General features: G+C 68.3%; 21 protein-coding genes. 7 read left to right on the forward strand and 14 right to left on the reverse strand.

The genetic code is table 11. From position 1 onward, the window contains the following. Positions 1 to 329: 329 nt before the first annotated feature. From pstS to ABIA71_RS00370, 6 genes are all read right to left on the reverse strand, one after another. Complete coding sequence (gene pstS / locus ABIA71_RS00345; protein ID WP_354282233.1) at positions 330 to 1,349, reverse strand: phosphate ABC transporter substrate-binding protein PstS; 1,020 nt, start codon at positions 1,347 to 1,349, stop codon at positions 330 to 332. Between the two features lie 123 nt (positions 1,350 to 1,472). Continuing rightward, on the reverse strand, positions 1,473 to 2,249 hold the full coding sequence (locus ABIA71_RS00350; protein WP_354282235.1) for a PA3715 family protein: 777 nt from the start codon (positions 2,247 to 2,249) through the stop codon (positions 1,473 to 1,475). A 341-nt stretch (positions 2,250 to 2,590) separates the two neighbouring features. Next, positions 2,591 to 3,802, reverse strand: a complete 1,212-nt coding sequence (locus tag ABIA71_RS00355; RefSeq protein WP_128098140.1) for an OprO/OprP family phosphate-selective porin — start codon at positions 3,800 to 3,802, stop codon at positions 2,591 to 2,593. A gap of 181 nt (positions 3,803 to 3,983) precedes the next feature. Continuing rightward, a complete protein-coding gene (nth, locus tag ABIA71_RS00360; RefSeq protein WP_038689371.1) occupies positions 3,984 to 4,673 on the reverse strand; it encodes an endonuclease III in 690 nt (229 codons plus the stop codon). Then, the gene (locus tag ABIA71_RS00365; protein WP_354282237.1) at positions 4,673 to 5,032 is read right to left on the reverse strand and encodes a hypothetical protein; all 360 of its coding nucleotides are present in this window, start codon (positions 5,030 to 5,032) and stop codon (positions 4,673 to 4,675) included. Before ABIA71_RS00365 ends, nth begins: the two co-directional genes overlap by 1 nt. Positions 5,033 to 5,035: 3 nt before the next feature. Then, positions 5,036 to 5,818: an enoyl-CoA hydratase/isomerase family protein gene (locus tag ABIA71_RS00370; RefSeq protein ID WP_354282889.1), complete on the reverse strand. Its 783-nt coding sequence runs from the start codon at positions 5,816 to 5,818 to the stop codon at positions 5,036 to 5,038. 182 nt (positions 5,819 to 6,000) lie between these two features. Between ABIA71_RS00370 and ABIA71_RS00375 the strand changes: the two genes are divergently transcribed. From ABIA71_RS00375 to ABIA71_RS00385, 3 genes are all read left to right on the forward strand, one after another. Then, a complete protein-coding gene (locus ABIA71_RS00375; RefSeq protein ID WP_038689367.1) occupies positions 6,001 to 6,702 on the forward strand; it encodes an FKBP-type peptidyl-prolyl cis-trans isomerase in 702 nt (233 codons plus the stop codon). 161 nt (positions 6,703 to 6,863) lie between these two features. Further along, positions 6,864 to 7,667 (forward strand): CoA pyrophosphatase, encoded by an 804-nt coding sequence (locus ABIA71_RS00380; protein WP_502960731.1) that lies wholly within the window; start codon positions 6,864 to 6,866, stop codon positions 7,665 to 7,667. Further along, a complete protein-coding gene (locus tag ABIA71_RS00385; RefSeq protein ID WP_354282241.1) occupies positions 7,664 to 8,566 on the forward strand; it encodes a sulfurtransferase in 903 nt (300 codons plus the stop codon). Before ABIA71_RS00380 ends, ABIA71_RS00385 begins: the two co-directional genes overlap by 4 nt. Positions 8,567 to 8,635: 69 nt before the next feature. Here ABIA71_RS00385 and ABIA71_RS00390 read toward each other — a convergent pair whose 3' ends face one another. Further along, positions 8,636 to 9,205 (reverse strand): N-acetylmuramoyl-L-alanine amidase, encoded by a 570-nt coding sequence (locus tag ABIA71_RS00390; RefSeq protein WP_354282243.1) that lies wholly within the window; start codon positions 9,203 to 9,205, stop codon positions 8,636 to 8,638. A 57-nt stretch (positions 9,206 to 9,262) separates the two neighbouring features. On the opposite strand from ABIA71_RS00390, the gene ABIA71_RS00395 reads away from it, so the two are divergent. The 3 genes from ABIA71_RS00395 to ABIA71_RS00405 all read left to right on the forward strand — a co-directional run bounded on the left by ABIA71_RS00395 (position 9,263) and on the right by ABIA71_RS00405 (position 12,742). Beyond that, complete coding sequence (locus tag ABIA71_RS00395) at positions 9,263 to 9,790, forward strand: alpha/beta hydrolase (RefSeq protein ID WP_128098144.1); 528 nt, start codon at positions 9,263 to 9,265, stop codon at positions 9,788 to 9,790. Between the two features lie 256 nt (positions 9,791 to 10,046). Next, complete coding sequence (gene rlmKL, locus ABIA71_RS00400; protein ID WP_354282245.1) at positions 10,047 to 12,191, forward strand: bifunctional 23S rRNA (guanine(2069)-N(7))-methyltransferase RlmK/23S rRNA (guanine(2445)-N(2))-methyltransferase RlmL; 2,145 nt, start codon at positions 10,047 to 10,049, stop codon at positions 12,189 to 12,191. A gap of 14 nt (positions 12,192 to 12,205) precedes the next feature. Continuing rightward, entirely contained in the window at positions 12,206 to 12,742 is a 537-nt protein-coding gene (locus tag ABIA71_RS00405; protein ID WP_354282247.1) for a GNAT family N-acetyltransferase, read from the forward strand. Positions 12,743 to 13,081: 339 nt separating this feature from the next. Here the strand turns inward: ABIA71_RS00405 and ABIA71_RS00410 are convergent, their stop codons facing one another. The 4 genes from ABIA71_RS00410 to ABIA71_RS00425 form a co-directional block, all read right to left on the reverse strand. Beyond that, positions 13,082 to 13,417, reverse strand: a complete 336-nt coding sequence (locus ABIA71_RS00410; protein WP_354282249.1) for a DUF3325 domain-containing protein — start codon at positions 13,415 to 13,417, stop codon at positions 13,082 to 13,084. Then, a complete protein-coding gene (locus ABIA71_RS00415) occupies positions 13,414 to 15,063 on the reverse strand; it encodes a PepSY-associated TM helix domain-containing protein (protein WP_354282251.1) in 1,650 nt (549 codons plus the stop codon). Before ABIA71_RS00415 ends, ABIA71_RS00410 begins: the two co-directional genes overlap by 4 nt. After that, complete coding sequence (locus ABIA71_RS00420) at positions 15,060 to 15,383, reverse strand: DUF3649 domain-containing protein (protein WP_128098148.1); 324 nt, start codon at positions 15,381 to 15,383, stop codon at positions 15,060 to 15,062. The genes ABIA71_RS00415 and ABIA71_RS00420 overlap by 4 nt, the downstream gene beginning before the upstream one ends. Before the next feature lie 117 nt (positions 15,384 to 15,500). Further along, entirely contained in the window at positions 15,501 to 17,735 is a 2,235-nt protein-coding gene (locus tag ABIA71_RS00425; protein ID WP_354282253.1) for a TonB-dependent siderophore receptor, read from the reverse strand. Between the two features lie 370 nt (positions 17,736 to 18,105). On the opposite strand from ABIA71_RS00425, the gene ABIA71_RS00430 reads away from it, so the two are divergent. After that, positions 18,106 to 19,335, forward strand: a complete 1,230-nt coding sequence (locus ABIA71_RS00430; protein ID WP_354282255.1) for an aminotransferase class V-fold PLP-dependent enzyme — start codon at positions 18,106 to 18,108, stop codon at positions 19,333 to 19,335. On the opposite strand, the gene ABIA71_RS00435 is transcribed toward ABIA71_RS00430, so the two are convergent. From ABIA71_RS00435 to ABIA71_RS00445, 3 genes are all read right to left on the reverse strand, one after another. Next, on the reverse strand, positions 19,310 to 19,708 hold the full coding sequence (locus tag ABIA71_RS00435) for a DUF4124 domain-containing protein (protein ID WP_354282257.1): 399 nt from the start codon (positions 19,706 to 19,708) through the stop codon (positions 19,310 to 19,312). The genes ABIA71_RS00430 and ABIA71_RS00435 overlap by 26 nt on opposite strands. Before the next feature lie 98 nt (positions 19,709 to 19,806). Next, positions 19,807 to 21,099, reverse strand: a complete 1,293-nt coding sequence (locus ABIA71_RS00440; RefSeq protein ID WP_354282259.1) for a DUF445 domain-containing protein — start codon at positions 21,097 to 21,099, stop codon at positions 19,807 to 19,809. A gap of 305 nt (positions 21,100 to 21,404) precedes the next feature. Beyond that, positions 21,405 to 22,286 carry a ParB N-terminal domain-containing protein gene (locus ABIA71_RS00445; protein ID WP_354282261.1) on the reverse strand — a complete coding sequence of 294 codons (882 nt, stop codon included), beginning with the start codon at positions 22,284 to 22,286 and terminating at the stop codon, positions 21,405 to 21,407. Between the last annotated feature and the right edge of the window lie 37 nt (positions 22,287 to 22,323).

Below are 22,323 nucleotides of genomic sequence, written 5' to 3' on the forward strand. Positions count from 1 at the left end.
GATGGCGGAGCTTACAAGGGTGAGGGCGCATTGCTTGCGAGGCACTGCCTCGCATGCGTCCGAACGCACAGCCGCCGGCGGCTGGGCCGGGCCGCGGAGCGGGACTTGCAGCGTGCCCTGGCTGCCCACCCCCACCAGCTCAGCCAGCAGAACCGACCCCGCACGTCGCCAAGCTCTGGCTCCGGCTCCAGCTCTGGCTCCAGCTCTGGGCTTTTCAGCTTCTAAAAAACAAACCCCACAAAAAGAAAAGGCGCGGATCTTTCGATCCGCGCCCGGCGGCGGCAGGGGGAGAGAGGACCTGCCGCCGCCATTGCCTCGTTGTTGCCCGATCAGTACTTCAGGTTCTGCGACCAGTAGGTCTCGATCTGCTTCACCAGCGTGTCCGGCAGCGGCACATAGTCCAGCTGCTTGGCCTGCGCATCGCCGCTCTTGTAGATCCAGCGGAAGAACTCCTGGGTCGCCTTCGCGCTGGCCACGTTCTTCGGCTGCTTGCGCACCAGAATGAAGTTCGTCGCCGTGATCGGCCAGGCTTCCGCGCCCGGGGCGTTGGTCATCACCAGGTAGAAGTCCTTCGCGCTGGCCCAGTCGGCGCTGGCGGCGGCCGCGGCGAACGACGTATCGCTCGGCAGCACCACCTTGCCCGACGCGTTCTTCATCGCCGCGTAGGACATCTTGTTCTGCAGCGCATACGACAGCTCGACGTAGCCGATACCGCCCTTGATCTGCTTCACGTACGCGGCAACGCCTTCATTGCCCTTGCCACCGATGCCCACCGGCCACTGCACCGAGGTGCCTTCGCCGACCTTGCTCTTCCACTCCGGGTTCACCTTGGACAGGTAGTTGACGAAGTTGAAGGTGGTGCCCGAACCATCGGAGCGGTGCACGACCGTGATCTTGCCATCGGACAGCTTCACGCCCGGGTTCAGGGCCGCAATCGCCGGGTCGTTCCAGGTCTTGATCTTGCCCAGGAAGATGTTGGCCAGCGTCGGGCCATCCAGCTTCAGCGCACCCGGCGCGATGCCGGCCACGTTGATCACCGGCACCACGCCGCCGATCACCGACGGGAACTGGGCCAGACCAGCCGCGGCCAGCTCTTCCGGCTTCAGCGGGGCATCGGACGAACCGAAATCGACCGTCGCCGCCTTGATCTGGGCGATACCACCACCCGAACCGATCGACTGGTAATTGACCTTCTTGCCGGTCGCGGTGTTGTAGTCGGCCGACCACTTGGACATGACCGGATAGATGAACGAGGCGCCCGCGCCGGTCACATCGGCGGCATTGGCGGCGAACACGGACGACGCGGCGAGGACGGCAACGGCGGCGCGCGACTTGAAGGCGTGGATCACGGGGTGGCTCCTGGGATGGATGACGGTGCGGGGTGTCCCGCCCGGTGCTCATTCCATAACGGTTCGATGACAGCGCAGCGTCTGTCATATGACCGCACCGTGACATGCGTCATGAGGTGCCCGTCACAACGGGCGCAGTGCCTCCGGAACCGCGTACTGGCGCCCGTCGTGGCGCAGGACGTAGCGCCCGGTGTCCACCGGCGTGTCCTGGTCGCGGCACTGCCCGCCGTCCATCCAGCTGCGGCTGGTCACGCGGCGCTCGCTGACGATCAGTTCGGCCAGACCGTGCCGCGGCGGCCGGCCCACCGAGAGCGTGCGTGTCATGTCGATGGACTCGCCCGCGCAGCGCGTATCCCACTCGGCCTGGTAGCGGCGCGTCACCAGCGGCGGGCTGAGTTCGTGCAGGTCGGTGCCCTGCATCGCCAGCAGCCACAGCTGCTCCTCGCTGAAGGGGTTGGGGCCGGAGCCATTGCGCCGCTGCAGGCGCAGCCCGAACGCCAGCGTGTCGGCAGACAGCTGGTAGCGCGCGGTATCCAGGCGCATGCCGTCGAAGAACACCGCGTCGCTGTCCAGCGCGCCTGTCAGCACCGTCCAGGCGCGCGGTGCCAGCGTGTCGCTGTCGATCACCATCACCTCCACGTCGCCATCGCGGGAATCGCTGTCGCCGCCATCGCGCCAGACCGGCGTGGCCAGCAGGGTCAGCCCGGGACGGGCCGGCCAGCGCCGGCAGACACTGCCGGTGGTGTCCCGGGTGTAGCCGGCGCGATCGGGCAGCACGTTGCCTGCCCGTTCCAGGTACGCCTGGTGCGCCGCCGCCTGGGCTTCGTGGCAGTCCTGCGCACGCGCGGGCAGGGCGGCGCCGCACAGGGCAGCCAGCAACACCAACAGGGCACTACGCATCGACACATCCACAGGGCAGGGGGCGCCCAGCATACGCGCCCGGGGTGCCCGGCATTGCGTGAAAACGCGACGCAACCGGGGTGCTCGGCATTGCGTGACAACGTGACGCAACCGGGGTGCCCGGCATTGCGTGACAACGCGACGCAACCGGGGTGCCCGGCATTGCGTGACAACGCGACGCAACCGGGGTGCCCCGGCATTGCGTGACAACGCGACGCAACCGGTAGAGCCACCCCATGGGTGGCTGCGCAGACAAAGACCGGGGTGGCTGCGCAAACTACGCAGACAAAAAAGGGCGCAGCCCAAGCTGCGCCCTTTCCATCACACATCTGCCGCCACGCTTACCAGAAGAACTGCAGGCGCGCTTCGAGGATGTTCGGGTCGTCGTTGACGAACGCACGCGCGGTCGAGTTGTACTTCTTGCTGTCCACCATCACGTAGTTCAGCGCGAACTTGGTGTTGGAGCGCCAGTAGTAGTTCACGCCCACGGTCCAGATGTCCATCTTGCCGCCGAGCACGCCGTCGACGATCGGCGGACGGCCGGCCACCGGGTTGGCGTTGACGTTGCCGTCGTTCAGATCCATGTGGTCGTAACGTGCGCCCAGCTGCCACATGCCGCGGCCCGGCTCGTCCGGCAGGCCGGTGGTCGGGGTGCCGCCCTTGTAGCCCCAGGTTTCGCCGGTGATGTTCCACAGGCCGCTGACGTAGAAGCCGTCGCTGGTGTAGTTGTCGCGGGTGTAACGCTTGGCCTTGCTGGTGTAGTACTCGGCCTGGGCCTTGAACGGGCCGCCGATGTACATCGCTTCGGCACCGATCGTGCTCACGCGGTCGGTGTCCAGCAGGTTGCCGCTGTCGACCAGGCGCGCGGTGGCCAGGTCGGCGTTGGGACGGGCGCGCACGCGCAGGGTGTCCGCGTCGGTGTCGTAGTCCACATAGCTCAGGCCGAAATGCAGCACCTGGCCCTTGTCATTGATCGGCGCCCAGGTACCGCGCGCGCCGTATCCGCTACCGTGGGCCAGGTTGCGGGTCAGCTCGCGACCGAAGGCGCTGGCGGTCACCGACCAGTTGTTGTCGCCGATGCTGTAGGCACCGCCGAGGCGACGGGCCACCGCGTAGGTATTGGTGACGGCCGCCTTGGAAATGAAGTCGTTGTTCTTGGTGCTGGACAGTTCTTCCAAGCTGTTGGGCTGCTTGAACTGGCCGAACTGCACGAAGTGGTTGGCGTTGCCGGCCAGCTTGTACTTCAGGTTGGTGTCCAGGAACTTGTCGGCCTTGGCGTCGTAGCCGACCACCCATTCGATGTTGCCCGGGCCCTTGCCCTTGAGCACCAGTTCGGCGCGGCGCAGTTCGAACTCGCTGTCCTTGCCGTTGCCGGCATCACCGCCGTTGAGGTCGGTCAGGTCGTTGTCGAACCAGTTGCCGTCGGCCTGGACCAGGCCTTCGAAGGTGATCTCCGAACCGCCGATCACATCGATGGCCACTTCGGCGTGGGCAGCCGGGACGAACAGCGCAGCCGCAACAGCCGCGGTCAGGAGTTGGCGATGCAGTTTCATGGAGAGGAGCCTTGCAGGCAGGTGGGAAGATGCTGCGCAGGCTAATTAGTGAAGATTGCGTAAATATGACAGTTTCAGGCAAACCGACGGCCGGCCCGGGTCAGGCGCCGTCAGGGGTTGCCATTGATGCCCGACGCAGATGACCGCCGGGTTGCGTGCAGATGGCAGTCGCCGTGCCGCGTCAGGCGGCGGTTTTCTGCTTGAACCGGCATAGGTCGCGGATGACGCATTGCGGGCAGTCCGGCTTGCGTGCCTTGCACACGTAGCGGCCGTGCAGGATCAGCCAGTGGTGCGCATCGAGCAGGAACTCGGCCGGGATCACCTTCACCAGCAGGTCCTCCACCGCGCGCACGTCCTTGCCCGGGGCCAGCCCGGTGCGGTTGGACACGCGGAAGATATGGGTGTCCACGGCCATCACCGGTTCGCCGAAGGCGGTGTTGAGCACCACGTTGGCGGTCTTGCGGCCCACCCCGGGCAGCGCCTCCAGTGCGGCACGGTCGCGCGGGACCTCGCCGCCGTGCTGGTCGATCAGCATCGCGCAGGCGGCGATCACGTTCTTGGCCTTGGCGTTGAACAGGCCGATGGTGGCGATGTATTTCTTCAGGCCGTCTTCGCCCAGCGCAAGCATCGCCTGCGGCGTGTTGGCCACCGGAAACAGCTTGCGGGTGGCCTTGTTGACGCCCACGTCGGTGGCCTGCGCAGACAGCGCGACGGCCACCAGCAGCTCGAACGGCGAGCTGTACTCCAGTTCGGTCTTCGGGTGCGGATTGAGTTCGCGCAGGCGCGTGAACATTTCGATCACGTCGGCCTTGGGCATGCGCGCGCTGCGCGGCGCAGGCTTGGCCGCCGGGGTGCTCTTCATCGTGCTCATCAGGAGGTCTTGCCGGCGGCCTTGGCTTTCGCGCGCGCCAGGATCGCGGCGGCGGCCGGCGGCAGGGCCGGCTTCAGTTCGGGGGTGGGGGCAGGGGGCGCGCGGCGCGCCTCGCGTTCGGCGGCGCGGCGGGCCAGCCGCTGCGTGCGCTGCTGGTAGCGCGCACGCGCGGCCCAGGCGCGGTGCAGCTGCTGCTGGGCCTGCAGCAGGCGCGCGGCAAGATCCGGGTGGCCCGGCAGCAGTGCGGCATCACCCGGTGACGGCACGTAGTCCATCAGGCCCGCTGCCAGCGCAGCGTCCAGATCGTCGTCGAGCACCAGCAACAGCAGGCGCGCGGGCAGGGCAGGTGCGGCGTGCATGGCTCAGCGGTTCTGGAACACCGGCGGGCGCCGGGCAAGGAAGGCGGCGGTGCCTTCGCGCATGTCCTCGGTGGCGAACATGAGACCGAACTGCGCGCTTTCGTATTCCAGGCCTTCGCCCAGCGCGCATTCGCCGCCCACGTGGATCGCATCCAGGATGCCGCGCAGCGCCAGCGGCGCGGCCTTGGCCAGCTGCACTGCAAGCGCGTCCACCCGCGCGTCGAGCGCATCGGCGGCCACCACTTCATTGACGATGCCCAGCTGCAGGGCGCGCGCGGCGGCGATCGGGGTGCCCAGCAGGCACAGTTCCAGCGCGGCGGCGCGGCCGCACAGGCGCAGCAGCCGCTGGCTGCCGCCGAAGCCGGGAATCAGTCCCAGGTTGATCTCCGGCTGGCCCACTTTGGCGGTGTCTGCGGCGATCCGCAGGTGGCAGGCCATGGCCAGTTCCAGGCCGCCGCCCAGCGCAAATCCGTTGATCCGGGCCAGCACCGGCTTGGGCATGCGCTCGATGCGGCGCATCAATTGCTGACCCAGCAGCGAGAAGTCACGTCCCTGAACCGGGGTCAATCCGTTCATTTCCGCGATGTCCGCGCCGGCCACGAAGGCCTTGGGGCCGGCCCCGGTCAGCACCACCACGCGGACCGCCGGATCGGTGGCGGCGGCGGCAAATGCGGCGTCCAGGGCCTCCAGCGTGGCGCGGTTGAGGGCATTGAGCTTGTCCGGCCGGTTCACGGTGACGGTGCGGATGGCACCGTCATCGGCAACGTCGATAGGGGCGGGGGCGATGGGGGCGTCGGCCACGGCGGGACTCCTGAAAACGTTAAAAAAAAGTGATGTTGAACTCTTGAAACGAAGTCAGGTCAGAGCCTGCGTCGTTAGTGGCGGTTCAACGTTGCGGCGGCTATCCTAACCCGTCGCCTCAGGGCGGCCCAATGCGTCCTGAGTTACCACCCCTGGAGAAACGTTTGATGAAGTTGCGTTCTATCGCGGTCGCCGTCGCGGCCCTGGCCCTGACGGGCAATGCCTTCGCCCAGGACACCTCGTCCGAAAAGGGCAAGCTGAGCTATTACTTCGGTTACGACTACGGTAACAACCTCGCCGAACTCACCGCCCGCGGCGAGCAGCTGGACATCAACTCGGTGGTCAAGGGCCTGCAGGATGCCTACGCCAAGAAGCAGCCGTCGATCACGGCCGAGCAGTTGAAGCCGGCGGTCGAAGCCTTCCAGAAGCGTGAGCAGGGTCGTGCGCAGGCCGCCAAGGCCGAATACGACAAGGCCGCGGCCGACAACAAGACCAAGAGCACCCAGTTCCTGGCCGCCAACAAGGCCAAGGCCGGCGTGCAGGCGCTGCCGAGCGGCGTGCAGTACCGCGTGGTTGAAGCCGGCAAGGGCGCCAAGCCGACCCAGGCCAGCGTCGTGCAGCTGGAAGTTGCCGGTCCGTACCCGTACGGCACCCGTCCGGCCGAAGCGCGTCCGGCGCAGCAGATTCCGTCGATCAAGGTCAGCGAAGTCGAAATGAAGGCCATGCGCGAAGTGCTCGTGCAGATGCCGGCCGGCTCGAAGTGGGAAGTCACCCTGCCGCCGGAACAGGCCTACGGTGCCGACCCGCGCACCCCGTTCCCGCCGAACGTGGCAGTGCAGTTCGAGATCAAGCTGGTCAGCGTCAAGTAATACGCTGTTGCACCCCGAACGCGCCGGTGAATCACCGGCGCGTTTTTTTGTGTCCGCCGTGCGGCGCCACGCGCCCGTGGATGGACGGCAGACACGGCCCGACAGTGCCTGAAAACCGCGCAGATCCCGTGTATTCGCGCTACTGTTGCCCGGTGCATTCCCTGGCAGACCCCACGCATGCAATCCCCACACCCTGCATCGGCATCTGTGCGCTGGATCGCGCCGGGCTGTGCACGGGCTGCCTGCGCAGCGTGGATGAAATTACCCGCTGGTCCACGATGACTCGACACCAACAGAACCACGTCATGCAGCACACGCTGCCGCTGCGCGAGCAGTTGCGGCAATCGCTGCGCGGCTCGCTGGCCGAACACGAGCGCCTGTTGCGCGCTCTGCACCCGCTGGACCAGCCGCCCACCGGTGATGGCTGGAACCGCAGCGAACTGATCGATCTGCTGCCACCCGGTCCGCCGGTGGAAGCGGCGGTGCTGGCCGGCATCGTGCCGCGCCCCGAAGGGGCACAGGTGATTCTTACCCGGCGCACCGAAACGCTGCGCCAGCACGGCGGGCAGGTGGGCTTCCCCGGTGGCCGTACCGAGCCGGACGATCGCGATGCGGTGGCTGCCGCGCTGCGCGAAAGCGAGGAAGAAATCGCGTTGCCCGCCGAGCAGGTCCAGGTGCTCGGCTATCTGGATCCGTTCGTGACCATCACCGGCTACCGGGTGATGCCGGTGGTGGCGGTGATCGACCCGGCCTTCGTGGCGGTGCCGCAGCCGGACGAAGTGGCCGAAGTGTTCGAAGTGCCGTTGGCCTACCTGATGGATCCGGACAACCTGCGCCACGTGGACATCGAGCACCGTGGCCGTGTGCGCCACGTGCTGGAGTACGGCTGGCCTGGCCAGCGCATCTGGGGCGCAACCGCCGCCATTCTCTACAACCTGCGTCGCCGCCTGGAGCAGACCGAATGACCACCCCCCTCCCCACTTGGACCACGCTGGTGGATGCCGCCGATCTGGCCGCAACCCTGGGCCAGGCCGGCACCCGCGTGCTGGACGCGCGCGCCACGGCCAGCACCGCGGTGCGCGTGATGGACGCGCGGTTCGCACTGGCCGATCCGCAGTCCGGTGCGCAGGCCTACGCGCAGGGGCATCTTCCCGGGGCGCTGCACGCCGACCTCAATCGTGACCTGGCCGACCTGAGCAAGATTGGCCAGGGCCGCCATCCGCTGCCCGACAGTGCGGTGTTCGCCGCCACACTGGGCCGCTGGGGTATCGCGCCCGATACCCAGGTGGTCGTCTACGACGCCGCGGACGGCAGCATGGCGGCCGCGCGCCTGTGGTGGCTGCTGCGCCTGATGGGCCACACCCGGGTGGCGGTGCTCGATGGCGGCGTGGCGGCCTGGCAGGCCGCTGGCCTGGCGCTGACCACCGACCAACCGGTGGTGGAACCGCTGCCTCCCTATCCGGGCCGTTTCGATCGCGCCCGGATCGCCACGGTCGACGAAGTCGCCGCGCGGCTCAAGCATGCGCCGGGGTGGCTGCTGGATGCACGCGCGGGCGAGCGTTTTCGCGGCGAAGTGGAGCCACTCGACCCGGTGGCCGGCCACGTCCCCGGCGCGGTCAACCGACCGTTCGCGCTGAACGTGGCAGACGGCCGCCTGCGCCCGGCGCCTGATCTGCGCGCCGCATTGCAGCCGTTGATCGGCACCCATGCCCCCGAACAGGTGGTGCTGATGTGCGGCTCGGGCGTCACCGCCTGCCACCTGCTGCTGGCCATGGAAGTAGCCGGTCTGCACGGCGCAAAGGTCTATGCCGATTCGTGGAGCGGCTGGGTCAGCGACGCCTCGCGTCCGGTCGCCACCGGCTGACGCCAGCCTCTGCGCGGCACACCGTAATGCCGGGCTCTGCCCGGCAACCCCGCTACCCGGCAACCCGACTCACCCCCGCAGTTCCTGCAGGGCCACCGCCGCCAACACCCGCGGCCATGGGAACAACGGGCCGGGATCGCGTTTGCGCGGCACCCGCCGATCCGGATCGTCGCTGGCCACTTCCTCGCGCGTGTCCAGCCACTCGTGCCCGGCGATGTACTGCAGGCCCGGCAAGGTCTGGCACAGGTGCTGCAGCAGGTCGATCAGCGCGGCGATCTGGGCATCGGGGTACGGCTCGTCCATGGCCTGGTGGCGCGAATCCAGCCAGTGCGGGTAGCGCCCGCGGTTGACCAGCTCGATCCCGATCGAACGCGGGTTGTAGCCGCTGACATGGTGCGCCACCCGGTCCACCGCCACGTACTGCACGATGCGGCCGTCACGGTCGATGTAGAAGTGCCCGCTGTTGCCGCTGCCGCTGTCGTACAGCACACGCTCGCCGTACGCGCGCGCCATCGCCAGGTCGGGCAGTTCGGTGCAGTGGATCACCACCAGGTCGATCTGCGCCGGCACGCGCGCCTGCAGGCTGTCCTGGTAGGGCAGGGGCTGCGGATCGATCGGTGGCGGGGCGCGGCCGGGCATGGCGCGATGCTAGCATTCCGCCATGAACGCTCAAATCGATTCCTGCGCGGTGCGTGCATGAGCCGCGGCCACTGCATCCTTTCCCATGGCTTTGAAAGCGGCCCGGACGCCACCAAAGTGACCGCGCTGGCCGAGGTCGCCCAGCGCCTGGGCTGGACCCATGAACGCCCCGATTACACCGACCTGGACGCCATGCGCGCGGTCAGCAGCGTAGGCGACGTGCGCGCCCGCCTGCAGCGGCTGCTCGACCTGGCCGCTGCGGCCGCCCCGCGCGGGCCGGTGGTGCTGGCCGGCTCCAGCCTGGGCGCCTACATCTCGGCGATCGCCTCGCTGCAGGTCCCCACCCGGGGCCTGTTCCTGATGGTGCCGCCCACCACCATGGGCCCGATGCCGGCCCTGGACGCGGCCGCGGTGCCCACCAGCGTGGTGCATGCCTGGCATGACGAGCTGATTCCGGCCGCGCAGGTGATCGCCTGGGCCCAGGCCCGCTCGGCGCGGCTGCTGCTGGTCGATGACGGGCACCGGCTGAACAACCACGTCGAGGTGTCGGCGCGGGCGTTCGAGGAATTGCTGCTGTCGCTGTGACGGCGTACCAACCGGGACAGCGTACCGACCAACGGTCGGTACCAACCGTGCTGTAGCGGCGCACCAACCAACGGCCGCCCGCCGTTCGCTGCAGGCGTAGCGACCTGCCGTCGGCTCCGCCCGGGATCCGGTGCCCCGGCCGCGCCGCCGGGGCGATCCTGCCCCGGTCACGTACAATGGCCCTCCTGGCGCCCGCGCCGGGCTGCTTGCCGTGCCCGAGGGCACCCCTTCTCCGCTGACCTGCGATACCGATCCTGTGAAATTCTTTGTTTCCTGCGCCAAGGGCCTGGAGTACCTGCTTGCCGACGAACTGTTGGCGCTCGGCCTGGACAAGGCCACCGCCACCATTTCCGGCGTCAATGCCGAGGGCGAACTGTCGCAGGCGCTGCGGGTGGTGCTCTGGTCGCGCCTGGCCAGCCGGGTGCTGTGGCCGCTGACCGAGTTCGACTGCCCCGATGAAGGCTCGCTCTACCAGGGCGTGTCGGCGATGGCGTGGGAGCAGCACATCAGCCCCGAGCTGACCCTGTCGGTGGACGCACACGTGTCCGGGACCGAAATCACCCACGCGCGCTTTGCCGCGCAGCGGGTCAAGGACGGCGTGGTCGACAGCCTGCGTTCGCAGGGCCTGGAGCGGCCATCGGTCAATACCGAATTCCCCGACGTGCGCATCAACCTGTCGCTGCGCAAGGGCCGGGCCACGATCTCGATCGACCTGGGCGGTGGCCCGATGCACCGCCGCGGCTGGCGCATGGCGCAGAACGATGCGCCGCTGAAGGAGAACCTGGCCGCCGCCGTGCTGCTGCGTGCCAACTGGCCGAAGATCCACAGCGAAGGCGGTGGCCTGCTCGACCCGATGTGCGGCAGCGGCACGCTGCTGATCGAAGGCGCCTTGATGGCCGCCGACGTGGCCCCGGGCCTGCAGCGCCACGGCAGCATTCCGCCGAGCCGCTGGCTGGGCTTCGACCGCGACGCCTGGAACAGCCTGATGGACGAAGCGCGCGCCCGCGAAACCGCCGGCCGCAGCGCACTCAAGCAGGTCATCCACGGCAGCGACGTGGATCCGCACGCCATCCACGCGGCCAAGCAGAATGCCGAAACGGCCGGTGTGGCCCACGCGATCTGGTTCGGCGTGCGCGACATCACCGATGTGCAGGTGCCGCCGCAGGAAACCGGCTGCGTGGTCTGCAACCCGCCCTACGACGAGCGCCTGGCCGCTGACGCGGTGCTGTACCGCCAGCTCGGCGATGCGCTCAAGCGCACGGTGCCGCAGTGGCGCGCCAGCCTGTTGTGCGGCAGCGCCGACCTGGCTTTCGCCACCGGCCTGCGCGCCAACAAGAAGTACCAGCTGTTCAACGGCGCCATCGAGTGCGCGCTGATCGTCTGCGACCCCATCGCGGTGCCGCAACGCGAGAACGCCGGGCAGCCGCGCGAGCTCAGCGAAGGCGCGCAGATGGTGGCCAACCGCCTGCGCAAGAACATCAAGAAGTTCAAGAACTGGCGCGCCCGCGAAGCGATCACCTGCTACCGCGTCTACGACGCCGACCTGCCCGAATACGCCGCGGCCATCGACGTGTACGAAGAAGACGGCGGCGCACGCCGTACCTTCCTGCACGTGCAGGAATACGCTGCACCGGCCACCATTCCCGACGTGGACGTACGCCGCCGCCGCAACGAGCTGCTGTCGGCCGCCCGCGAAGTGTTCCAGGTGCCGGCCGAGCAGGTCGCGCTGAAGTCGCGCGAACGCGGCAAGGGCGGCAGCAAGTACGGTCGTTTCGAGCAGCGCGGCGAATTCGTGCTGGTACGCGAGAACGACGCGCTGCTGCGCGTGAACCTGTTCGACTACCTCGACACCGGGCTGTTCCTGGACCACCGCCCGCTGCGCTGGCACATGGCGCAGGAGGCGATCGGCAAGCGCTTCCTCAACCTGTTCTGCTACACCGGCGTGGCCAGCGTGCAGGCGGCGGTGGCCGGTGCGGCATCGACCACCAGCGTGGACCTGTCTGGCACCTACCTGCAGTGGTGTGCCGACAACCTGGCCCTCAACGGCAAGGGCGGCAGCCAGCACCAGCTGATCCAGGCCGATGCCCTGGCCTGGCTGGAGGCCGAGCGGCACCGCTTCGATGTGATCTTCTGCGATCCGCCGACCTTCTCCAACTCCGCGCGCGCCGAAGACTTCGACGTGCAGCGCGAGCACGTGCGCCTGCTGCGCGCGGCCGTGGCGCGGTTGAGCCCGGAGGGCGTGCTGTACTTCTCCAACAACTTCCGCCGCTTCAAGCTGGACGAGGAAGCGATCAAGGAATTTGCCGAGTGCAGGGAGATCTCCGCCGACACCATCGGCGATGACTTCGAACGCAATCCGCGCATCCATCGCGCATGGGAACTGCGCCGCTACGGCGCCTGACGGGAAACGGCCGCATGGACGATCGCCACCTCCACGCCCACGGACTGCTGCTGCGACCCTTCGAGGACACCGATGCCGCCGCGTTCGCCGCGGCGGTGCGCGAGTCGGCCGAGGGCATGCGGCGCTGGATGCCGTGGTCCTCGGTGAACTATAAGGACGAACAGGCGTTGCAGTGGTTCCAGGCCTGCCGCGAGGGCTGGGCGGCGGGCACGGCGTACGAGTACGGCGTGTTCGACCCGGGCACCGGTGCGTTTCTGGGCGGCGCCGGGTTGAACGCGATCCGGCACGATCATCGCTTCTGCAACCTGGGGTACTGGGTGCGGCAGGCGGGGCAGGGCCAGGGCGTTGCCACCCGTGTCGTGCAGGCGCTGGCGGCCCATGCATTCGGGCCACTGCAACTGCACCGGGTGGAGATCGTGGTGGCGGTGGGCAACCTGGCCAGCGAGCGGGTGGCGGTGAAGTCCGGTGCGCTGCACGAGTGCGTGGCCCGCAACCGACTGGTCATCGACGACGCGGCCGCCCCGGCGCACGTGTTTTCGCTGGTGCCCTGACCGGGTAACCCCGTTGCGTCGGGCACAACCTGGCCGCCGTTGGCGGAATATCGATTGCCGGGCAGAGCCCGGCGCTACCCGGCTGTCGGGGTGACCCCGTAGAACCGACCGTTGGTCGGCTACCGCCCGCGGAACATCGATTGCCGGGCAGAGCCCGGCGCTACCCGGCTGTCGGGGTGACCCCGTAGAGCCCACCGTTGGTCGGCTACCGCCCGCGGAACATCGATTGCCGGGCAGCGCCCGGCGCTACCTGGCTGTCGGGGTGACCCCGTAGAGCCGACCGTTGGTCGGCTACCGCCCGCGGAATATCGATTGCCGGGCAGCGCCCGGCACTACGTGTCAGCGGGCGAGCAACGCCACCGCCAGCCCGATCACCGGCAACGCCCACGCCAACGGCGCGATCCAGCGTGGCCGGAACGGATACAGGCCGAAGGCGATCAGCATGCCGCTGACCGTCATCGCACCCAGCCACAGCACTGGACCGGCGGCCCAGCCGTGGTCCCACACGCACAGCGCGAACGACAGCGTCAGCAGCGCCCAGCCCAGCCAACGCCACAGCCGCATACGGGCCGGGCTGGCCGCGGCCTTGCCATGCAGGTCCAGCTGGTGCTTGTCCATGGCCAGCGACAGCGCGGTAAAGGCCGAGAAGCTCACGGTGAGGGCCAGCAGCATCATGCGTTGGCCTCCGCGTGCGCGCTTTCCTGCGCCTTGGCCGCCGCCGCCGCGGCAACCTGCCGCTTCTTCTTCTCCGCCGCGGTCAGCGCCGGCTGCCAGCGCTGCATGCGCAGCGCGCAGTACGCCAACACCGCACCGAAGGCCAGCATCACCAGGTCGAACCCGGCCAGCACCCAGTCGCCGTTGCGCAGGGTCACGCCCAGGTGCGCGTGGGTGGTGAGGGCATTGATCACCGGGATCAACAGGAACATCGCTGCGCCCACGTACAACTGCCACGCCCACATCAGCCGCTTGGGCCAGAGGAAGGCTGCCAGCAGGGCCGCACCCCAGGCGTAGAAGAACACGTTCACTTCGGCATCCGCACGCTCGGCCATCTGCACCGGCAGCAGCCGGTTGCCCCAGAAGTAGGCGGCGAAGGCGATCGGCAGGCCAGCGACCGCGCTGATGTTGAGTGCGTCCACCAGGCGCAGGCCGAACCCGATCTTTCCGCTCTTGGCATGCTTGGGCCGCTCCTTGACCGCCCACAGCACCACGCCGCTGGCCACCATCAGGCAGCCGATCAGCCCGGACAGGAAGAACAGGGCGCGCAGCCCCCAGTCGGCAAAGCGGGCCAGGTGCAGGCCGTACATCACCCCGCGGGTCTGGGTGGCGCCACCGGACAGCGGGCTGGCCTCGATCAGCGCGCCGCTCACCGCGTCATAGCGCAACGACGGCGTATCCACCGATAGCCGCTTGCCGTCGCGCTGGTACACGTCGATCACCGCATTGGCCGCACCCGGGTGGTACAGGGTGAAGCCGCTCACCTGGGCGCCCTTCCACTCGGCACGCGCGGCATCCAGCAACTGCTGGATCGGCAGCGCGGTGGCCGTGCCTTCCGAGGGCGTCTCGATGTCGGCCAGGCGTGCGAAGGCCTCGCTGAAGAACGCATCCTCGTCCTTGGGGTAGGCCACGTTCACGCCCCACGGCAGGTACATGAACATCAGGGTGACGATGCCGGTATAGGTGATCATCGCGTGGTAGGGCAGGGCCATCACCGCGCTGACGTTGTGGAAATCCAGCCACGACCGCAGGCCCTTGTCCTTGCGGAAGGTGAAGAAGTCCTTGAAGATTTTCTTGTGGGTGATCACCCCGGTGATGATCGCCACCAGCATGAACATCGCGCAGAAGCCCACCAGGTAGCGCGCCCAGTACACGGGGATGTAGTGCAGGTCGAAGTGCAGGCGGTAGAAGAAATCACCGCCGCGGGTTTCGCGCGCGGCCACTTCCTCGCCGGTGCCGGGGTCTACGGTGGCATCACCGAAACGGCCCCCGCCACGCCGCCGGCGCTTCTCGCCTTCCGCAGGCGGTTTGACCATCGATTCGGGGTTGCGCCAGAACATCCGCATGGCCGGGTTGCGCGGGTCGGGCAGGGTCACGTTCCAGCTTTCGGCCTGCGGCGCCTTGTGCTGCAGGAACGCAATGGCACGTTCGGCAGCGACCTCGTTGGACACCGTACTGCGCGGCAGCTCCGGGCGCATCCAGCGGCTGATCTCTTCGCGGTAGTAGCTGGCCGTGCCGGCCATGAAAATCAGCAGCAGCAGCCAGCCGACCAGCAAGCCGGTCCAGGTGTGCAGCCACGCCATCGATTGGCGGAATCCGTTTTTCATGCGCCAGCCCTCAGCAGTTCGGTACCCACCCAGAACAGCGCGGTGGGGATCAGGATGCCGACCCACGCGCGCAGCGCGGTACGGGTGGCGAATGCCCACAACGCCGCGCAGGCGCACAGCACGATGGCCACCAGCATCCCGGTCAACACCGCCTGTCCACGCGCGATCGGCAGGGCCACGGCGAAGAACATCGCGCAGGTGGCGGCCAGCGCGTAGCCGCCGAAGATGGCGGCCAGCGAGCGTGACAACACGCCCAGCCAGGGGCGGGCGAAGAAACTTCCGAAGCGGCTGAACCAGCTGGCGTCAGGCGTGCTGTCCACGGGGAACCTGCAATGTCATGTCGAACAACGGACATCACCGGCCGCGGCCGGTGATGCATGGAAAAGTGGCCGTCCGTGGCCGTGTCGCTGCACGAAGCAACGTTCCCTGGAGAGCGGTTACAGCTTCCAGCGCAGGTTCAACATCACGTTGCGCGGCTCGCCCCAGTACACGCCGTTGTAGAAACCGACGTTGCTGTAGTACTTCTTGTCGAGCAGGTTGTTGATGTTGAGCTGGGCCGAGAAATTGTCGTTGAAGCGGTAGCCGGCGAACACATTGACCAGGTAGAACGCGTCCTGGGTGATGCGTGCCGATTCGGTGCGGCCGCTGGTCAGGTAGTCAGCGCGCGGCTTGGTGCTGTTGCGGTAGATGCTGCTCTGCCAGGTCACCCCGCCGCCCAGCGACAACCGGTCCCAGGCACCGCTGGGCCGCCAGCTGGTGTTCAGGCGGAAGGTGTCGATCGGGTTGGTGGTGTTCTGCAGCACGCCGGCCTGGTTGCGAATGGTCGTATGGGCAAAGCCGGCCGAAACGTTCCAGTTCTCGGTGATGCTGCCCTGGGTTTCCACTTCCCAGCCCCTGACCTTGTTGCCCTTGCCGCTGGAGCGGTAGGCATCGGTGCCATCGGGCAGGGTACCCGGCGGCACCGAGTCGTCCAGTTCGGCCACGTTGTCCTTGAGGCCCTTGAACACCGCGGCGGAGGCATTGAGGCGACCGTTGAAGAATTCGCCCTTCAGGCCGGCTTCCCACATGTCCCCGACCACCGGCTCCAGGTAATTGTTGTTGCGGTCGCGGTAGGACTGCGGCTGGAAGATGTCGGTGTAGCTGGCGTAGGCGCTGAGCTGCCGGGTGAAATCGTAGATCAGGCCGAAGTACGGGGTGAGGGAGTCGTCCGGCTTGTAGCCGCCGCGGGTGGTCCCGTTGCGGTTGCCGGCCGCGTCATAGCGGTAGTTCCAGGTACGGGTTTCCCAACTGCCGTAGCGCGCGCCCAGCACCGCCAGCAGCGGATCGGCCAGTTGCAGCCTGGCGGCCACGTAGGCGGCGCGCTGGCGCAACTCGCTTTCCGAGGCGATACGGCCCAACCGCTGGATCGGCAGCTGTGCGACCTGACCGGTCCAGTTACGCCAGTCCGGCACCTGCGCATAGCTGGCCGGGACGTCGGGGATCTCGATGCCCGGTACCTCGCTGTCGCGCACCGACTGGCCGATCCCGGCCACCAGCTCGTGTTCCTGCCCGAACAGACGGAACGGGCCGCCCACGTTGAGGTCGAACACGTTCATTTCGCTGCGTTCGGCGAAATGACTGGTGTAGGCGGTGACGCCGGTGCCGTCCGCACGCGGGTAGCCGGCCGCGCCGTACCAGACGCTGCCGTCGGTATCGCGCTTGGCCTGGGTGGCGGCGGCCTTGATCGCCCAGCCGTTGCCCAGCTGCTGCTCCAGGCGGGCGAAGGTGGTCTTCTCCACGATCGGCCAGCTGCTCCATTCGGCGGACAGGTTGGTGGAACGGGGCAGGTTGGCCGGCGTGCCATCGGCCCCCCAGTACGGCACCACGCCCCAGGTCACGCCGGTGGTCTTCGGCGACTGGTAGTCATAGCCGACCTCGAACAGGGTGCTGTCGCTCAGGTCGGCCTGCACGATGCCGTAGAACACATCCTTGTCGAGTTTGTAGATGTCGCGGAACGAATCGCTCTGCTGCTTGGCGGCGACGAACCGCGCGCGCACGCGGCCGTCCAGGGCGACCGGGCCGCCGATGTCCGCTTCCAGGCGCTGGTTGCCCCAGCGGCCCAGCGTGATCCCGGCGCTCATTGCCATCGTATCGGTCGGACGCTTGCGCACCATGTTGATGGTGCCCGACGGATCGCCGGCACCGGTGGTCAGCCCGGTGGCGCCGCGGACCACCTCGATGCGCTCGTAGATCGCGCTGTCGGTGTTGGTCTTGAGCGACCCACCGAAGGTGTTGAGCATGCCGTCGATCTGGAAGTTGTTGATGGCATAGCCGCGCGAGATGTAGCTGATGCGCTCGCTGTCGGTGACCGACACGTGCACGCCGGTGACCTGGCTCATCACGTCGGACAGCGCGAACAACCCCATGTCGTCCAGGCGTTGGCGGGTAACCACCGTGACCGACTGCGGGGTATGCCGCAACGACAGGTCCAGTTTGGTGGCGGTGCGCGCCTGCTTGACCGTGTACGACGTCGGGATGTCGCCGTCGGCGGTGACCTTGACCGTGTCCAGCGTGGTGGCATCGCCCGGATCGGTCTCGGCCAGCGCCACCGGCGCCTGGCCAGCAAGGGCAGCAAGCAGGGCCAGGCTAAGCAGGGAGGGGCGGATCAGCGGCGATTCGGTTGAAGCGGTCATGGCGGGTTTCCAGGGTGGTAAAGCAGCGTTGCAATCCATTGCGGGCCGCGCTGGGCGTGGCGCCACGTGACAACGTGGTGGGGCAGGGGGGCCTGCATCTCCGGCGGGATTGCTCCGGCGCACCGCTTCGCCGCCATCGGCGATTCGCGGGCACCAGAACGGGTCGTCGAGGGGCGTACACGGGGCGGGACCTGGCGCGACACGCGCTGCCGGGGCCGGAGAGGCTGGGCGTACATCCAATGCGTGAATGATAGTCATTATCATTTCGTTCGGCAAGCGTTATCAAACCGTTCAACGCCTGCCCGCAGCGTGGTCATGCACACCGGTGCACTGGCAGACTGAGACCTGCCAATACCGATGCAGACACGTGATGATGGATGGCCTGGAACTGCCGATGATCCGCGACCGCACGCCAGCCCAGCTGGCCACCGACGAGACCTGGTGGGCGCACATACGCGCGCTGTACGACCTCGGCGATGAGGTGGTGATGCTCGACAACGGGTACTGGGGCGCCATGGCACGCCCGGTGCTGCAGGCTTACCAGCAGGCCACCGCGACAGTGAACGCCGGCAACGCGTGGTTCGGGCGGCGGGCGTTCCCACCGCTGCTGGAACAGGCGCGGACCCACCTGGCCGAGGCGCTGGGCGTGCACGCCGACGAGATCGCGCTCACCCGGGGGGCCACCGAGGCGATGCAGGTCCTGATCGGCGGCTACAACCGGCTCGTCCCCGGTGACACCGTGCTGTACGCCGACACCGACTACGACAGCATGATCAGCGCGATGCGCTGGCTGCAGGTGCGCCGCGGCGTGGCGGCACAGCGCATCGTGCTGCCCGAACCGTTCGACTACGACAGCATCATCGACACCTACCGGCAGGCGCTGCAGCGCTACCCGGGTACCCGCCTGCTGCTGCTCACCCAGGTCAACCACCGCAACGGCATGCTGCTGCCGGTAGCCGAGATCGCAGCGCTGGCACGCGCCGCCGGCGTGGAGGTGGTGCTCGATGCCGCGCATGGCATCGGCCAGGTGGACACCCCGCTGCGCGCGCTGGGCGTGGACTTCGTCGGCATCAACCTGCACAAATGGATCGGCGCGCCGGTCGGCATGGGCGCGATCTACGTGCGGCGCGGCCGCGTGCGCGATCTGGACCCGTACATGGGCGAGGCCGACGATGACAGCATCGACAGCCGCGTCCACACCGGCACGGTCAACTTCGCCGCGTGCATGGCGCTGCCGGTCGCGCTGGACCTGCACCAGCGCATCGGGGTGGCCAACAAGCGCGCCCGGCTGGTGTACCTGCGCAACCTGTGGCTCGATGCGCTACGCGACGACGACCGCGTGCAACTGCTGGCCTCGGCCGATCCACGCCTGTCCAGCGCGATCGCCGCCTTCCGCCTGCGCGGCCAGACCACCCTGGCCGACACCACCGCCACCGCCGAACAGATGGTCCGCCAATCGGGCGTGTTCGTGGTGCCGCGCGAGGGCCTGGCCTCGGGCGCTTCCCTGCGGGTAACGCCGGGCATCTTCAGCACGCCGGCGCAGATGGAGGCGTTGGTGGGCGCGGTACGTCGGGTCACCGCTTCGCGCAGGCCTTCTTGATCTCGTCTTCGATGCGCGGTGGCGCGGCGCGCCCGAAGGCTTCACTGATGTCGCGGCGCACGCGCAGGTCCTCGCACTTTTCCGGATCCACCGAGCCGTCGATGACCGTGCCGCGCACCGCCGGCTGACCGCGGCCGGCATCGGCCTGCATGCGCCGGCGGGCATCGTACAGCTCGCGCTGGGCGCGGCTGCGTTCTTCCCAGGTCAGTTTGGGGTCGCGGGTGATCGGGCGGGTCACGCCGGTGTCCTGCTCGGGCGGGCAGGGCACGGTCTGGTAGATGGTCTGCCCGCCGGCGGCGCATTTGTACACGCGACCGGCATGGGCGCTGCTGGCCAGCGCACACAGCGCCAGCGCAAGGATGGTCCTTTGCATCATTCCCCCTGTGGGCCACACCAGCCCGGAATGCGCGGCAGAATACGCGAACCAATTCACAAAAACACCCGGTCAATCCGTCAACCGGGCGGTGCCGCCTACCAGTGCATCCACACCGTCAGGGCGTGCAGCAGCAGGCCGATCAGGCCGCCCACCAGGGTGCCGTTGAAGCGGATGAACTGCAGGTCGCGGCCGACGCTGAGTTCCAGCTGCTCGACCAGGTGGCGCTCGTCCCAGCCCTTGACGGTCTGCGCGATATGCTGGGTGACGCCCTCGCGCAGGCGGCTGGTCAGGCGTTCGGCACCGTCCATCAGGTGCTGGTTGAGCGCATCGCGCAGCGACGGGTCGTCCTGCAGCGCCTGCCCGACCGAGGCCAGGCTGCGGCGCAGGTGGCCGGCCAGTGCCGACTCCTCACTGGACAGGTCCGCGCGCAGGCTGGCGTGGATGCGCTCCCACAGGCCCTGCACATACTCCTGCACGGCCGGATGGTCGATGATCTGCTGCTTGATCTGGTCGATCTTCCCGGCCAGCGCCGGGTCGGTGCGCAGGCGCTGGATGTAATCGGCGAGCCAGGTTTCGTAATCGCGCCGCAGCGGGTGCTCGGGCTGGGCCAGGATCTGCTGCAGCTCGGCCAGCACCGCGTGCGCCATGCGCTCGGCCAGGCTGTCGCCGATCTCGTCGATCGGCTTGACCCAGTTCACGGTGCTGGCCAGCTTGGGCCACTCGCGCTGGATGTAGCGCACGATCAGCGCGGAGGCGCGCTGCTTCACCGCGTCGTTGTCCAGCCACTCGCTGACCCGGGTCAGGCCCTCGTCAAGCACGCGCTGGTGGCGGTTGTCGGCGGTGAGCAGGCCCAGCAGCTCGCCGGCCGTGGCTGCGGCATTCCACTGCCGCAGCTGCTGGATCACAAAGCCCTGGATGCTGCGCCGTACCGCCGCCTCGTCCAGGAAGTCCAGCGCCTGCAGTGCCCAGCCGCGGGCCATGTCGGCCAACAGCCGCGACCGTGCCGGGTCGGCCAGCCAGCTGCCCAGTCGGCTGGCCGGGTCGAACACCTGCAACCGCGCCAGCAGCGCCTGCGGTTCCAGGAACTGGTCGCGCACGAACACCGCCAGGCTGTCGGCGATGCGGTCCTTGCTGTGCGGAATGATTGCGGTGTGCGGAATGGGCAGGCCCAGTGGGCGGCGGAACAGCGCCACCACGGCGAACCAGTCGGCCAGCGCGCCCACGGCGGCGGCCTCGCAGAACGCCGACACCCACGCCCAGATACCGCGCTCGCCCTGCAGGTGGCTGACCACGAAGCCGCCCAGCATGGCCAGCAGCATCGCCAGCGCGATCAGTTTGAGACGGCGCAGCTGCGCGCGGCGGGGGTCGGGGGGAGCAATAGGTGTCATCCCCACAGTCTACCCACCCCGGTATGAGCACCCGGTAGTGCCGGCCGCTGGCCGGCAACCAGGCGAACCCCAACAGAACGGTAATTCCGGCCGCTGGCCGGCAACCTCGAGGGCTGTCTGCAGGTGCATGGCGCGGTCCGCACCACGAGCAGCCGGGCAGAGCCCGGCGCTACGCGGTGCGGTATGAGCACCCGGTAGTGCCGGCCGCTGGCCGGCAACCCCGGGGGCTGTCCGCAGGTGCATGGCGCAGTCCGCACCAAGAGCAGCCGGGCAGAGCCCGGCGCTACGCGGCGCACCGCTTCACATCACGCGTCGGCGTCGGCCAGCTGCTTGCGCAGCGCCGCCAGCTGCTGGCGCAGGGCGTCGTTTTCCAGCGTCAGCGCGATCACCCGCTGGCGCAGTTCCGCCGGGCCTTCGCCGAGCGCGTTGAGCGCGTCGGCAATCTCGGCTTCGCGGCTGGGGTCCACCTCGGTGTCACCGTCGGCGCTGTGCAGCACCTCCTGCACCGGCTTGCGCGGCTTGCGCTTGGCCTCGCGCACGCGCTTGGCGGCCTGCTTCAGCTCGTCCTTGCCGCCCACGGCCGCGGCGCGCTGCTCATCCTCGGGCAGGTCGGCCACCGCCGCAGCGGCGCTGATCGAGATCACCCCGGTCTTCACCGCTTCCACCAGCTCCGGCGCGGCCTGCTTGTGGATGCGCTCGATCATCGTCACCTGGCTGCTGCTCAGGCGCGCTTCGCGGGCCATGTCGGCGCGGCTGACCTTCGGCGCCGGCGCCCACGGCGGGCTGTCCTCGTCGCCTTCAGGGCTGGCATCGGCGGTCTCACCGTCGCTCTCCTTCTGCAGCTGGGCCTGCTCGGCGCGGTGGCGCTCGGCCAGGATGTCGCGCTTGCGCAGGGCCAGCACGCCGCGCTGGAAGTCGGACACACTGCGCCGCCCCAGGTGCTGCTCGATCATCCACAGGTGCACATCGTCCATCGACTGGAAACGGGTGTTCTGCACGGTCTGGAACGGCAGGCCGTGCTTCTGGCAGATGCCGAAACGGTTATGCCCGTCCACCAGCACATCGCCCCACAGCACCAGCGCATCGCGGCAGCCTTCGGCCAGGATGCTGCGCTCCAGCGCGTCGTGCTCGTCGGTGGTCAGGGGATCGATGTAGGCCTTGAGTTCTTCTTTGACAACAATGTCCATGCAATCCGGTACGCGAGCCAACGTGACCGACCATTGT

Origin of the sequence: Stenotrophomonas sp. 2619 (assembly GCF_040548725.1) — a bacterium.
Classification (GTDB): domain Bacteria; phylum Pseudomonadota; class Gammaproteobacteria; order Xanthomonadales; family Xanthomonadaceae; genus Stenotrophomonas; species Stenotrophomonas maltophilia_AP.